This is a genomic window from Pseudoalteromonas sp. Isolate6 (genome assembly GCF_022398435.1).
Classification (GTDB): domain Bacteria; phylum Pseudomonadota; class Gammaproteobacteria; order Enterobacterales; family Alteromonadaceae; genus Pseudoalteromonas; species Pseudoalteromonas galatheae.
In genome coordinates this window covers 14,045-29,214 of record NZ_JAKEVK010000023.1, presented here as the reverse complement: position 1 = coordinate 29,214, position 15,170 = coordinate 14,045, and the positions used below count along the sequence as shown (strand labels likewise).

Genomic DNA, 15,170 nt, shown 5'->3' with positions numbered 1-15,170 from the left:
CCTTTTCTATATTAGAATTAGGGCCGACTATAGGTGATTTGTGGTCAAGTTCCAAGGGAACTACGACATATCACGGGCTTCATCTGGTTTCGCTTTGGTTTTGCTGATCACAGACCAAGCTTCTAACATGACTAAAATACTGACCACTAGCACGATAACGTCAAGCACAACCAACAACCAATTGCCTTTTTGATAGTATTCACCTAGCTTGATCACACCAGCAAAAAACGCCATTACCAGTACAAACACCATAGGGATCAAGGTGTACTTAGCAGGACGACCTAGTTTGATAAGGTATACTGAGATAACCAACAAAGTTAAGCTTGCCAAGATTTGGTTGGTTGAACCAAACAGCGGCCAAATTACCATGCCACCGCTACCTGAAGCACCACCAGCACCAAAGGCAAGTAACAAGCAGCATCCTACAGCAAATAAGGTTGCGACAATACCGTTATTGAGTAGTTTGATATTATAAATTTCACCCCACTCTTGAATAATATAACGCTGAAGTCTAACGCCAGAATCCATAGTGGTGCCTGCAAAAAGTACAACCATAACGGCAAGTAAGGTTGATGCGATTTCAACTGGTAGTCCCCAACCTGTGCTGATAAGGTTTGAACCCCCATTAATAAAGGCTGATACGCTACCGGCACCAAGATGACTATAAATTTCGTGCCACTCTTCTGGCGATACTGCGAGCATCACACCACTTACGGCGACCAACGTAATAAGTGCTAATGAGCCTTCACCAACTGCACCTAAGTAGCCGACAAAACGGCCGTCTTTTTCTTTATCTAGTTGTTTAGAACTCGTTCCCGACGAAACAATACCGTGGAAACCAGATACCGCACCACAGGCAATCGTTACGAATAATAGCGGGATAATACTTGGGGTATTCTCCACGGTTTGGGTATTAAATGCAGGCGCGGTGATATCTGGCATCACTACAAATACCGCACCGTATAATAAAACCAAACCAACCAGTAACTGCATACCATTAATAAAATCACGAGGTTGTAATAGCATCCAAACTGGCAGCAATGACGCCACGGCAGCATAGATAAACAGAATGATGATCCAATTAGCTTTATCACTTAGACCGAACATTTCGGTTGGTAAGGTAATCGGCATACTACTGCCCATATAAATGGTCGCGTAGAGCACAATAACCCCGATAATACAGAGCGGTACTAGCGGCACTTTTCGTTTAAGCAATTGACCGATGATAAGTGCCACGACAATAGCAGACCAAGCAGGGAATACCGCATTTGGGTTGCCCACGAAGGAGTTTGCGATCACCACGCCGAACACGGCATTCACCATGAGCAGCACAAGGAAGACCACAATCATAAACAATGAACGAGTGCGCTTGCCAATTACGCTTTCAGACAAAGCGCCCATCGACTTACCTTTATGGCGAGCACTTGCCCATAGCGCGCCCATATCATGGACACCCGCAAAAAATATAGTGCCAAATACCACCCAAAGTACCGCAGGCACCCAGCCCCAATACACGGCGATAGCAGGACCAACAATTGGTGCAGCACCTGCGACTGAAGTAAAGTGATGCCCCCACAATACCACTTTGTTAGTGGGAACATAATCTACGCCGTCCTCAAGTTCATGAGCCGGCGTGACAAAGTTGTCATCCATTTTAAATATTTTTTCAGCAATAAATTTGGAATAGACAAACCATCCAAATAACATCCCTATGATGCCGAAGAGTACGATCATTATGGATTGCATAATGCTTACCTCTTGTTGTTGTTTTAATTACACGCAGTTGGCGTGATTAGTTTGTTGCACGACAACTTCGAAGCTAGCACAAAATAAACTAATTGCAGTTATCTTTTAGTCTAGGTAGGTCAGAATTAGCCATCAAAAAGTCCCAGTTGAGCATGAGTGTTAGATTTTTCATTTAGCCCTAAGTGCAAACCCACGAGGCGCACAGGTTTAAACTTTTGCCGTGCCATCGCTTCAATCAATAGCTCTTCAAAAACCGGCAAGTCAATATGCTGGTATTGGCATTCTTTGGTGGTTTGGGTGAAATCGTAAAACTTCACTTTAACGCCAAGCTTATTAAAGCCGCGCTGTAAATAAGGCTGTGCTCGGCGAGTCAGTTCAGGTAACAACTTTTCTTTTATGACTTGCTTTAAGGTATCAAGGTCGAGCGTGTCTTCTGCAAATGTGGTTTCAACGCCTATCGATTTGCGCACTCTGTCGGTTTCAACTCGGCGCTCATCAATACCTTGACAACGCCGCCATAATACAGTGCCAAACTTGCCAAATGACTGGCGTAACTGAGTTTCAGACAGTGCCTTAATATCTCGGCCATACTCAAGTCCCATGGCAAGCAAACGTTGTTGAGTCACTTTACCTACACCTGGGATTTTTTTGAGAGGTAACGCATCGATAAAAGCGCTCACTTGGTGAGGCGGGATCACACACTGACCATTAGGCTTGTTTTCATCGCTGGCAATTTTGGCTAAAAACTTGATTGGCGCAATTCCCGCCGAAGCTGTAAGGCCCGTTTCAGCAAAGATATCCGCTCGTATCTGCTCGGCGATAAGCGTTGCACTGCCATTACATTGCTGACACTCAGTAACATCTAGATAAGCTTCATCTAAAGACAGTGGCTCAATTAGCTCAGTATAGCGGGCAAAAATAGCGCGAATTTGTTGCGATATTGCCTTATAGACCTCCATTCTCCCAGGTACAATCACCAGCTGAGGGCAGAGTTTTTTCGCTTGATAATTCGACATGGCCGAGCGCACGCCATATTGCCGAGCAATATAGTTAGCTGTGGATAGCACCCCGCGATGGCTACGACCACCAATCGCCATCGGCACCTTTGCAAGCTCGGGGTTATCGCGCATTTCTACTGATGCATAGAACGCGTCCATATCAATATGAATAAATTTACGCACGCTAAAAACACTGTCTAAATAAACAGTGTTTATTATGTGCTAATTTTCCAACTGTTGCAATCTTGAACGTAGGCCTTAGTGTTCTAAGCTATACTTGTGTGGATGTCTGTTGCAACTTGCACTGCAAAACAGAGATAATGCTAACAATATCAATACTGTTCAAAGTACTAAATCCGTTACTTTGACTTTATCTAATCATTCAGCAATCAGGAGCCTGCATGGAGTACTCACGACTTGGTAGTAGCCCACTTGAAGTTTCACGCATTTGTTTAGGAAGCATGACTTGGGGCGTACAAAACAACCAGCATGATGCCGACGAGCAAATCAATTATGCACTAAGCCGTGGTATTAACTTCATTGATACCGCTGAAATGTATGCGGTCCCTCCCTCACCTGAAACCTACGGTAAAACCGAAGCCATCATTGGCAATTGGTTAAAGCGCCATCAAGAAAAGCGCGAAAAACTTGTACTTGCCACAAAGATTGCGGGAAGCGGTTTGCCTTGGATCCGTGAAGGCGGCCCTATTACGGGACAATCAGTGATCCAAGCGGTGGACGATTCGTTAGCGCGCCTGAATACCGACTATATTGACCTTTACCAACTACATTGGCCAAACCGTACTTCACCGCACTTTGGTAAACAATGGCCTGGCATGGTTCCTCTGACTGCACTTGACCGCGACGAAGAGCGCGCGGGCATGCTAGATATTTTGGAAGGCTTAGCAAGCTGTATTCAAGCAGGTAAAATTCGCCATTGGGGTCTTTCTGATGATACACCTTGGGGCATTCACACTTACCTTAATTTGGCGATGCAGCACAACCTACCTAAGCCGGTTTCAATTCAAAATGAGTTTAGCTTGCTACATGCCAAAGATTGGCCTTACTTGATTGAGACTTGTGTAAACGAAGATATTGCCTATTTACCTTGGTCGCCATTAGCTGGGGGAATGCTAAGCGGTAAGTATTTAGGGGGCGCAAGACCTGAAGGTAGCCGCTGGACTTTGGTACAACGGCAGGGCTTATTCAGAGATACGCAATTAGCTCAAGAAGCCGTTGCAAAATATCTAGAAATCGCCAAAGAATTTAATATGACTGCGGCGCAGCTGGCGCTAGCTTGGTGCGACCAAGTAGACGGGGTGACTTCAACCATAATCGGCGCGACAACCATGGCGCAGCTTAAAGAAAATATCCAAGCGTTTGAACAGCCGCTATGTGCAGAGTCTTTAGCCGAGATTGATACGGTATTTAAAGCGTACCCCTCTCCGTTTTAATATCTTCTTTCGCGATACGCCGCTTTTACGCTAGCGTATCGCATTGTAAACCCATCCTTGTTAACTAGATCGAAGTTAAAACCCCATGCAAAGCTTAAATAACACCCCAGTCATTCCGCTTCAAGGCAGCTGCTTTACCAGAAAGACCACTCGCGCCATTGTCCTTAGAGGCAACGACATCCTTATGCTTTACACCAAACGTTATGACGATTACACCTTGCCAGGTGGCGGCGTCGACGAGGGTGAAAGCTTAGAAGCAGCATTGGAGCGCGAGCTAAAAGAAGAAACGGGTGCAGTATCCATCACAGGGTTGACGCCGTTTGGCCGCTATGAAGAGTACCGCCCTTGGTATAAACCCGATCATGACAATGTGCATATTATTTCTTATTGCTACGTTTGTGAGATTTGTGGCGAATTTGATGCGCCAGCGATGGAGGATTATGAACACGCCAATGGTATGAAACCGGTGTGGATCAATATAAACCAAGCCATCGCGCATAACGAAGCAAAACTCAATGATGCGAATAACAAAGGGATGTCCGTTTTACGTGAACTCACCTTGCTAAAACATATTTCCGCGCAATTAGTCACAGATTAATTTGCCTATTGAGGGAACAATTAAGTCTTTATTAAGCTCTAACTCCGCATGACTCAAGGATTTAATAAGAATAATGCGGCTGCTCCAACACAACCTGATTAGTTTCACCATTATCGCCTCTATTGTGCTGCATCTACTGCTCGGCTGGTATCTGCAGCAAAGTATTTATATCCCCTCAAAGCCTATAGAAATTAAGGCAATGAAAACCTATTTGGTTATTGAGCCTGCCAAGCCCAAGATGGAACGTATTGGGACACCGACGATAACTGAAGATAAGCCAGTAGAGAAGTTAAAACCGACGTTGCCGGACGATACGGTTGAAATACTAAAAACTGCGCAAACGGAACCAAAAAAACCTGCGATTGAAAGTAAAACAAAGCACATAACCAAAGCAGCGATCGTCACGCAACCTAAAAAGCTAGATCATCGCAAAGCAATCTCTCAATTTCGTCAGCAACTTTTAGAACGCGCTCCGAGTGACGCTGTACTCAGCCAAAACCAAGAAAAGCCACAGCGGCTCACCGTGCCTAAAACACATCAAACCACCGCTGCGAGCATGCAAAGGGAGCAACTCGAGTCTACGTCTCAATACACAGTCTACCGTGAAAATGGCCTATGTTACGCTGAAGTTAGGCCCGATCCGAGCATTCCTACACCGGAAGGATTAAATAAGAATTGGCGTACTGCGCCTCGCCCTTGCGATGGCGGAGCCATTAAAAAAGCCTATGATGCCGCGATGAGTAAATGGCTAAACAAACGCTAATCTTGCTATCATAAAGCAAATTTATTGCTATGAGCCCGTTATGGAAAAAGTCACCATTTTAGTCGACGCCCAGAATGTTTATTACACTACCAAGCAAGCCAACCAAACAGGCTTTGACTACAATGCGTTCTGGCGCAAAGCAACGGCTAATCGCGAGGTATATCAAGCCATTGCCTATTCCAGCGAACGAGGTGACGATAAACAAAGACAGTTTCAAAATATCCTGCGAGCAATTGGCTTTGAGGTGAAGTTAAAGCCTTATATTCAACGTGCCGATGGCTCGGCGAAATGTGATTGGGATGTTGGCATTACCATTGATGCCATGGAGTGTGCGTCTGGATCCGATGTAATTATTCTAGTAACTGGCGATGGTGATTTTGATTTACTCGCAAGTAAACTCAGAGATAAATACCATACCCGAGTTGAAGTTTACGGCGTGCCGCAGCTTACCGCTGCTTCTTTGATCCGTGCTGCCAGTGAGTTTATACCAATCGAAAACGAGTTATTAATTGGCAAGAAATAAGCAAGCAAAACCCCTTTGATAGAAGGAGCTTTGCTTGTTTGACGAATTTGTCATTTTTGCTAGCTTAGCCGCGCAATAAACGCGTTTTAATCCGATAAGTAATATTCCACGCTCGTCACGACACGCACAATTTTTATCTGTGGCGTATTACTGTCTCTGTCGCGAATACTAAATTGTCCTTGTCTTGCCGATTTTATTTTGCCAAGCACAGAGTCAGAATCTTTAGCAAATTTTACCGCCACTTCTCGAGCTTTTTGTGTGGCTTCTTGCACCATTTCAGGCTTAATATCATTAAGACCAGTAAACAAATATTCAACTCGGTTTTGATAATCATCTTTAGTGATGGCAATACCTTGTTTGGCCAGTTCACTTAACTGCCCAAGTGCTTGCGATACTTTATCTGGATTATTAGAGTACACAGTCACACCGGCTTTCGCTACGTAGCGAAACCCTTGATTATTTTGACCGTACTCTTGGGCGTACTTATCAGTAATAGAAGGCGCTGATATGGACAGCTCTGATGCATCAAAGCCTTGCAAGGTCAAAAACGCACGAATAGCCGCATTTTTCTTTTCCGTGCGCTCTACCAAGGCCTCCAGATCGTTATCTGCATCACGATAAAATACGGGCCAAATCACCGTGTCTGCTGTTACTTCCTTTTCCGATAACCCTTTTACACTTACCGTCCGTTCCATCCCCTTCACTTCTAGAATGGTCGATTTTACCATCCAGCCACTTACTACCACCGCCAGTGATAGCAAAGCCGCAGGAGCCAAATATTTAGTCATAGTAGACATATCTCTGTCCTCAACGTTACGCCTCAGTCATGGTTTTCAAACAATTATAATGGGGATAGATCAAAGTCTACCTTAATTGCACTCGAAAACTGCGAGCAAAATGGTAGAGTGTTTCGTATGAGCTGTGGCTGAACTAGGAAACAGTATGAGCGTAAAGCGTATTAGCCAATTTTTTAACCCCCAATCTATCGCGGTGATTGGCGCCTCTAACAATCCTGATCGCGCCGGCTTTATCGTAATGCGTAACTTGCTACAAGGAGGATTTAAAGGGCCCATTATGCCCGTCAGTCCAAAGCACACCGCCGTGCATGGGGTGCTTGCCTACAGTGCCATCGAACAGTTACCCAAAGTCCCTGATCTCGCCGTTATTTGTACCAATAAACAAACCTTAGTGCAAATCATCAATGAACTTGGTGATATTGGCTGTCAACATGCAATCATCATCGCAGCAGGTCTTGATAATCAGCACAAACAACAATTAAAAGAAGCTGCCAAAATAGCGAAGGTCACTTTACTTGGTCCTAATTGTCTCGGTTTACTCATTCCTCACTTGGGTATTAATGCCAGTTTTTCTCATACGGTTGCAGCGCCCGGTAAGCTTGCATTTATTTCACAATCGGCGGCAGTATGTTCAACCATACTGGACTGGGCACAACATAAAAAAATTGGTTTTTCCTATTTTGTTTCTGTCGGGGATTGTCTTGATATTGACTTTGATGAGTTGCTTGATTTTTTAGGTCGCGATCCGAAGACACAGGCCATATTACTTTATATTGATAATATCGATGATGTTAGACGGTTTATCTCCGCAGCAAGAGCGGCGGCCTTTAGTAAACCTGTGATTGCTATAAAAACAGGAAAAACCAAAGCTGGTGCAATCGCTGCGCTGAATCACACAGGCGGTAATACCTCCGATGACGCAGTTTATGATGCCATGTTCCAACGAGCTGGTATGCTAAGAGTAAACGATCTTAGGGAGCTCTTTGCTGCCACTCAAACCCTTGCTTTACATCCCAAACTGCTGCAAGTAGAACAGCTGACCATTTTAACCAATGGCGGCGGCCCTGGGATCATGGCAGTGGACACCTTACTACAGAACTCAGGCAAACTGGCAGTACTAAGCGAGCAAACCAAACAAGCGCTCAGCGCCTTGATCCCACAAACGGATCATGCTTGTAACCCTGTAGATATTTTTGGTGATTCCTCACCAAAGCGTTACCAACAAGCACTAGAGATTTTATTAAAAGCTGACGAAGTCAAAAATTTACTGATAATTCATACTCCATCAGCGCTTGCGCCAAGTACCGCTTATGCTGAGATCATTGCGCAGACGCTAGCCAAAATTCCAAAAATGGCACGTCCTTATGTGATGACAAACTTCATGGGTGAAGAAGCGGCATACGCTGCAAGACTTGTATGTGCAAACGCTCAGATCCCAACTTATCGTACCCCAGAAGGTGCTGTTGGCGCCTTTATGCACTTGGTAAGCTACCGCCGAAACCAAAAGCACCTTACGCAAACGCCAGAATCCTACAGTGACGAAGGGCAGCTACAACACCTGCAAAGCAAACGTTTAATCAATGACTTTTTAAACTCAGGCGCCAATAAACTCGCGACCCATTTGGCCTCCCAAGTGCTGGCTAATTACGATATAGAATGTATAGAGACGCAAATAGCACTCACCCCCTCAGAAGCAAAAGAGCAAGCTCAACAATTAGGTTTTCCCGTTGCACTTAAACTGATAAGTCATGATATTCCCTCTAAATCGGAAGTGGGTGGGGTTGTACTTAACCTCAACGACGCCGAAGAAGTAGAACAAACCGCATTTTCGATGTTACTACGGATCCGTGAGGCAGCCCCCGAAGCTGAAATAGAAGGCTTCTCTTTGCAACGCATGGCAAAACGCGCTGGTGGACAAGAATTACGGATAGCGGTAAAAACAGAACCCGGTGTTGGCCCTGTTATTTTACTGGGGGAAGCGGGCACTGGGCTTAATTTCTCGCAAGCAGCGGTGGCATTACCACCTTTGAATATGAACCTTGCAAAGTACCTGATTGCAGCCGCCCATGATAAAGGCTTTATCAAAGAGCGAGCGCTGCCTGAAAAGGTCGATAAATACCGCCTGTGCGCCCTACTCACTCGTGTCTCTCAAATGGTAGTCGACCAACCTGATATCAGTGATATGGAACTCAACCCTATTTTAGCCTGCTCGGGTCAGTTTCAAGTGCTCGACGCCAGCATTACGCTAAGGCGATACGAGCCGGTATCTGGACGTAAACGCTTAGCCATCCGACCTTACCCTCGGGAGTTGGTAAAATCCGTGACATTAAAGAATGGTCGCCCTGCAACCTTAAGACCTATTCGTCCTGAGGATGAAAGAGCACACCAAGAGTTTGACCAGTCTTTAAGTAAAGAAGATAGATACCGCCGTTTTTTTGGCGAGCTGCCACAATTTAATCATGAACAGCTCGCCAAAATGACGCAAATTGATTACGACAGAGAAATGGCGTTTATTGTCACGGTCCCTAACAAGTCCAGCTATCAAACGCTTGGAGTATCACGCGTGTTGATGGACCCCGATAACCAAGTAGCTGAATTCGCAGTGGTTGTGCGCTCAGATTGTCAAGGACTTGGGCTTGGAGGAATACTCATGGAAGCTGCTATAAAACACTGTCGTAAACAAGGCGTGCAAAGTATAGAAGGGATCACCCTCCCAGAAAACAGCGGTATGATAGGACTTGCCAAAAAGCTTGGGTTTACCGTATCTCGAGATTTTGAGGAAGGCACCATTCAGATGGTGTTAAACTTAAACTAAATACAAAAAAAAGATAAGGGATGTTGGCAACTTGATGCAACTTCACATCAGAGAAAAAACGGCTGCGGTACTTGAAGCCACAGGACAATATCGTAAGCTTGGTCGCGCAGTCGACATCTTCCTTATTACCCTGATTTTAACCAATGTCGTTGCTATCGTGTTGGAATCTGAGCGCGATTTAGCAAAGGTATACCATCATTACTTTCTCACCCTGGAGCTAGTCAGTGTGGCTATCTTTGCCGTCGAATACTTACTGAGATTTTGGTGCTGTGTCGATAAGCTTGATTATCGCCATTTGGATATACCCAATTGGAAAAAACGCCTAAAGTATCTGATATCGCCGCTGGCAATCATTGATCTCATTGCTATTTTGCCTACCATATTGATGGCCTTTATCACTTTTGATCTGCGCTTTTTGCGTGTTATCCGATTACTTAGGATCTTTAAGCTAACACGCTACTCTCGGGCCATGCAATTGCTGCTCGCAGCATTTAAAGAAGAGTCGAGCTCACTGCTTGCCGCCTTTTTTATCATGAGTGTGGTGCTAATCATGGCCTCTTGCGGGATTTATCTTATTGAACACGATGTACAACCGGATAAATTTGGTTCTATTCCTAAAGCTATGTGGTGGGCGATGGCCACTCTAACTACCGTGGGTTACGGCGATGTAGTGCCAATCACCCCACTCGGGCAATTCTTTGGTGGTCTTATCACTTTACTCAGTATGGGCATGGTCGCAATCCCTACAGGTCTTTTGGCCTCAAGCTTTGCCGACCAAATGCGCAAACGTCGAGATGCATTCAACGAGGCTGTGCTGCATGCATTAGTCGATGGCGATGTCGATAAAAGCGAAAGAGCCCATCTAGAAGCGCTACGAATTGAACTTGGTTTAAGTCAATTAGAAGCAAATCAAGCGATTAAACTAATGAGTAGTCAACGTGTCCATCATATGTACTGTCGTCACTGTGGCAAAAAGCTGTAACCAAAGAGGCTACAGCGATTTTTCAGTGAGTAATTGCGCTACTTGTTCGCCACTAATCGCCGAGCTGAAACGGTAACCTTGATAATAATCAACTTGCTCGGCTTTGATACGTTGATACTGGAGGTCGTTTTCCACTCCTTCTGCAACACATTTTAGTCCTAAACCATGAGCTAAATTCACGCATGAGCGTATAATTAAATAGCTTTCTGGATCTTCTGCAATTTGTTGCACAAAGCTTTTATCTATCTTGATGACATCCACTGGTAACTGTTGCAGGTAAGTCAAAGAGGCGTACCCCGTACCAAAGTCATCCATGTAGATTTGGCAGCCAAGTGCTTTAATTTCTCTCATCACCTTTGCCGCGCTGTCAATGTTAGACAGTAAGGCACTTTCCGTTATCTCAAAAGCCACAGAGCGACCCGACACTTTGCTGCGGCTCAGTGCTTGTTGAATATTATCGACTAAGCTTGAGGATTCAAAATCAATGGCTGATAGATTAATAGATATATATAAATCGCGCTCAATAGTTTGCCAATGTCTCAATTCAACCAATGCCCGAGAGAGGGTTTGCAGGGTAAGTTCAGTCACGACGCCAGCATGCTCAGCTGCAAGCGCATATTCCTGAGCACAAAACTCACTATTTTCCGGCCAGCGTAATAAGGCTTCAAACCCAAGCAGGGTATCGCTCTGCACATCAACAATAGGTTGATAGTAGTTACTAAACTCACCATTTTTTAGCGCCCTCATAAGCGCTTGTTCGACTTCCCGAGAACGTCTGACCTTACCATTCATCTCTTCGCGGAAAAACTGATAACTAGAGACTTGTTGTACATTGACATGCTCAAGTGCCGCCTTTGCTGCTTGATTGAGCTCAAACGCATCAGACGCATCATCGGGGTACATAGCAATTCCTATCGCAGGTTGCATCAGTACAGTATGTCCAGCGACCTCCAAAGGTGTACTAAACGAGTGAACTAAACACTCTACATATTGATGCACCTTTTCAGGGTTGTCGAGATGCTCCATCAGCACATAAAATGACTTGTCGTGCCCCGTTGCTAAACTGTCGAGTTCACGGAAGCAACAGCGTAGCTTTTTTGCCAGCAGCGGAAGCAGCTCGGCCACAAAGTCTGCACCATAAATATCGTATAGATTCTGTAAGCGATTGAATTTAATCACCAGCAGCGCAAAATGTGTCTCTTGAGCCTGCGACTGTTTGATTGCATGCTGCACTCTATCCATCAGTAATGCTTTATTCGGCAACTTAGTTTGTAAGTCGTAGTTAGCGAGCTGATATAATTCTTTTTCAGTGCGCTTCTGTTGGCTAATATCGGTTAGCACTACAACATAGCTGTGGAGCTCACCATCACCATTCGCCACAGCACTTATCTTAATGAGCACATCTCTTTCGTCACCATTCGGCAGGCTAACAACTTCCTCAGAACTTAAGTGCTGGTGTACCTCCAACGCCAGCGTTTGGCGTAGATACATCATCCGTTTTTGTCTCGACATACCAAGCTTGACGGCGGTGCTTGAAGGCGGGATGGAGTCGAGATTAAAGGCATTTTGCATCGCCCGATTACATGCTTGAATATGAAGTCTTTTATCTAAAATCATGACCCAATCACGGGTCTGCTCAAATGCTGCACCAAATAGTGCTGCGCGCTCTTCGAATAAGCGTTCACGGGTTAAGTTAGTATAGGTGCCCGCAACTTGTGTTGGATTTCCCTCATCCCACTCAAGCACCTTGCCAAAGTCCTTATACCAGCGCCACTGACCTTTGCTGTCTTTTAACCGATAGGTACAATCAATAAACCCTTTATCAGTCGTAACAAATTCCAGCCACTGTAAGCGGAACATGGCTCTATCCGAGGGGTGAATCTTTTGCAGATAGTCATCTAAACCAACACTCTCAAGCTCATAATCGAGCTCATTAACCAATCGAGGTTGATAGATTAAGGTACTTCCAGCATGCCACTCCCATACACCTGAGTTACTACCTTCAAGTGCCATCTTCAACCTAGCTTCTCGGTCTTGTGTTTCCTTATGAGCGGCAAGAATAAGTTGTTCAACACGGTACTTCCGATAACTCCAAAGAGACAATAGTAGGAGCGTAAGAAACACATACCCCGTGAGCGCAACGGGTGAGCGCCATGCTGGGTAGTTCACATTAATTGTTAATTTTGCAGGTGGCGTGTAATCTCCAGTTAACGGATCTTTGGCCCAAACTTTTAATGCATATTCGCCTGGATTAAGCTTAGGAAATACCACGCGATTTTGGTTGCGACTTAGGATCTTCTGCCCACCGGATATTTGGTATTCATAAATGATCCTATCTTGATAGCTAAACGCCATTGCTGAGAAAGACACTTCAAGCCCAATATCATCATGTTCAAGTTCAATATGTTCAAACTGCTTTAATCCCGCCTTTTGGTTTGGACGAGAAATAAGATCCACACTGGTGATATTTACATGGTCAAGCAGTGGTTTTTTAGGGCGGTTGTCATCGGGAGAAAACACCACAAACCCTTTCAACATACCATATGCTATGCGACCATCTTTTAGCATCACAGACGCGCCGCCATTAAACTCGTTGGAAAGAATGCCATCTTCGGTTGTGAACTGTTGTAAGTGCAAATTATCTGGGTCTAGACGCCAAATGCCTTTGTGAGACGACATCCAAATCATTCCCTCTTTGTCTTGGCGCATTTCATACATTAAGGTGTCGATTTTATGGGCTTTTAGATCAATATTGTAGATAGGCTCATAACCATCTAAAGTCATGCCTATTAAGCCAAACGACGACAATGACAGCCACAAAATATTATTTTTATCTATAGTGTAAGTGGTGATATCAACCGCTAAATGTTTATTTGCCCTAGGAGCCTTGTAAATCTCCGTTAAGGTTTCAAGTTGTGGATCATATTGATACAGCACCCCAGCGTTGTAATAAAGCGGTTTAGTAGGATCATTAGGTAAAGGAGGGTAAAAGCCATAGGTCAGAAACGGATCTACTTTTTCAAATGATTGAGTTAAATGCTTTAACTCTGCTGTATTAATATCATAAACAAACATGCCAATGTCGCTATTGACGAAATAAAACTTACCGTCTGCTAATAGCTCACCGCCCTTTGCAAAAGACGTTAATATTTCCTTATCTTTAGCATTATTCGCTTTTGGCCTTTCAAGCTCATGTGTGATTGGGTCAAACACAAACAAACCCTTACCCGTGGTTAACCATAACTTATTTTGATATTCAGCAATCTTCCATATAATAAACTCCGAGAGAATTTCATCTCCCAAGTATCCTTTTAAAAACTGCTTGGTTTCTCTTGTTTTTGGGTTGTATCGTGTTAAGCCATCATTGGTTGCTAACCATAAAAATTGATTGGATTCATGCATCGCCCACACATTACTGTGTGAGAAACCTTCCCCTTTGACAGTGAGATCGCTGACATTATCAAACGCCAGCGTGCTATCTGGTAAGTAAAATGCGCCATCTTCTTTGGTAGCAACCCAAAGCCCACCATAGTTATCTTTTACGATATCGATAATGCTGGTGTTGGATGGCAAAAATATACTTGAAGATAACCGTTTGTCTCGCACAGCATTACCATCCTCAATGTGATAATGCACCAACCCTTTATCAGTACCGAGCAGCAAAGTATGCTTATCATGTCTAAGCATTTTCCAAATATTAAGTTCTGGCAGTAGCGTTTTAAACGGTACTTCGGCATCAAAGTCTTTATTTAACATGGAGATGTCTAGTTCATACATTCCTTGAACTGCGCCAACAAGCAAAGTGTCTTTATTCAAAGTAAATAGAGACTTGGTATTCATTTGATAAGGGTGCGTTACTGGGGAGAGGTGCTCGATCGTTCTTAATGTTTTCGTTGGTAAGTGATAAGCGAATAGACGTTCGGAGGTCGCGATAAACAAGATATCTTGATGGTGGTAAACTGCCCGAATAAAGCCGCTTTCTTCATCCAAAGGAAGCGTCACCTCACTCTCGAGCTTGCCACTGTGAATATTGAGAATAGCGACATCATTAGTGCGCACAACCCACATGTGGTCATCGTCTTTAGTTAGAATAATATTGACCAAATTGGAATAGAATTCATCTTCGGTAGAGGGTGGCTCAATGTATTTTCTGTACTCATCTTTTGCGGGATCATATCGCAAAAGGCCAGCAATCCCTGTGGTGATCCAAATCCCGCCCAAATTATCCTGGTAGATGTAGTTCACTTGTACTTTGTCCAGAACCCCGTCGGGTCCATTCACATCTAAGACCTGATAACCATCATAACGATTGAGGCCTCCCTCTGTGGACAGCCATAAGTAACCTTGCTTATCAATAAGCAGTGTATTGACGTAACTTTGTGATAAGCCTTCCGCAGGTGAAAGTCGGGAAATTTGGGCCGCACTTGCCAATGTAGAAAATAGGTAAATGCAGATTATAATGCACAGGCGAAACATAAAAAGCCGAAGTTGTTA

The 15,170-nt window shown here is 44.3% G+C and carries 10 protein-coding genes; 6 read left to right on the top strand and 4 right to left on the bottom strand.

What is annotated here, in order from left to right:
* Positions 1 to 60: 60 nt before the first annotated feature.
* Together L1D50_RS05505 and dinB are read right to left on the bottom strand one after the other, a co-directional pair.
* Entirely contained in the window at positions 61 to 1,746 is a 1,686-nt protein-coding gene (locus L1D50_RS05505) for a carbon starvation protein A (protein ID WP_128726701.1), read from the bottom strand.
* 125 nt (positions 1,747 to 1,871) lie between these two features.
* Positions 1,872 to 2,927 (bottom strand): DNA polymerase IV, encoded by a 1,056-nt coding sequence (dinB, locus tag L1D50_RS05500; protein WP_128726702.1) that lies wholly within the window; start codon positions 2,925 to 2,927, stop codon positions 1,872 to 1,874.
* Positions 2,928 to 3,145: 218 nt separating this feature from the next.
* On the opposite strand from dinB, the gene L1D50_RS05495 reads away from it, so the two are divergent.
* From L1D50_RS05495 to L1D50_RS05480, 4 genes are all read left to right on the top strand, one after another.
* Complete coding sequence (locus tag L1D50_RS05495) at positions 3,146 to 4,198, top strand: aldo/keto reductase (RefSeq protein ID WP_128726703.1); 1,053 nt, start codon at positions 3,146 to 3,148, stop codon at positions 4,196 to 4,198.
* An 85-nt stretch (positions 4,199 to 4,283) separates the two neighbouring features.
* The gene (locus tag L1D50_RS05490) at positions 4,284 to 4,796 is read left to right on the top strand and encodes an NUDIX domain-containing protein (RefSeq protein WP_069022598.1); all 513 of its coding nucleotides are present in this window, start codon (positions 4,284 to 4,286) and stop codon (positions 4,794 to 4,796) included.
* 73 nt (positions 4,797 to 4,869) lie between these two features.
* Positions 4,870 to 5,559 (top strand): hypothetical protein, encoded by a 690-nt coding sequence (locus tag L1D50_RS05485; protein WP_128726704.1) that lies wholly within the window; start codon positions 4,870 to 4,872, stop codon positions 5,557 to 5,559.
* 40 nt (positions 5,560 to 5,599) lie between these two features.
* Complete coding sequence (locus L1D50_RS05480; protein WP_239965656.1) at positions 5,600 to 6,082, top strand: NYN domain-containing protein; 483 nt, start codon at positions 5,600 to 5,602, stop codon at positions 6,080 to 6,082.
* A gap of 86 nt (positions 6,083 to 6,168) precedes the next feature.
* Here L1D50_RS05480 and L1D50_RS05475 read toward each other — a convergent pair whose 3' ends face one another.
* The gene (locus L1D50_RS05475) at positions 6,169 to 6,879 is read right to left on the bottom strand and encodes an SIMPL domain-containing protein (protein WP_128726706.1); all 711 of its coding nucleotides are present in this window, start codon (positions 6,877 to 6,879) and stop codon (positions 6,169 to 6,171) included.
* 145 nt (positions 6,880 to 7,024) lie between these two features.
* On the opposite strand from L1D50_RS05475, the gene L1D50_RS05470 reads away from it, so the two are divergent.
* Both L1D50_RS05470 and L1D50_RS05465 read left to right on the top strand, forming a co-directional pair.
* Positions 7,025 to 9,694, top strand: a complete 2,670-nt coding sequence (locus tag L1D50_RS05470) for a bifunctional acetate--CoA ligase family protein/GNAT family N-acetyltransferase (protein WP_239965655.1) — start codon at positions 7,025 to 7,027, stop codon at positions 9,692 to 9,694.
* A gap of 34 nt (positions 9,695 to 9,728) precedes the next feature.
* Complete coding sequence (locus L1D50_RS05465) at positions 9,729 to 10,676, top strand: ion transporter (RefSeq protein WP_138523512.1); 948 nt, start codon at positions 9,729 to 9,731, stop codon at positions 10,674 to 10,676.
* A 9-nt stretch (positions 10,677 to 10,685) separates the two neighbouring features.
* On the opposite strand, the gene L1D50_RS05460 is transcribed toward L1D50_RS05465, so the two are convergent.
* Positions 10,686 to 15,152, bottom strand: a complete 4,467-nt coding sequence (locus L1D50_RS05460; RefSeq protein ID WP_345773968.1) for an EAL domain-containing protein — start codon at positions 15,150 to 15,152, stop codon at positions 10,686 to 10,688.
* Positions 15,153 to 15,170 lie beyond the last annotated feature (18 nt).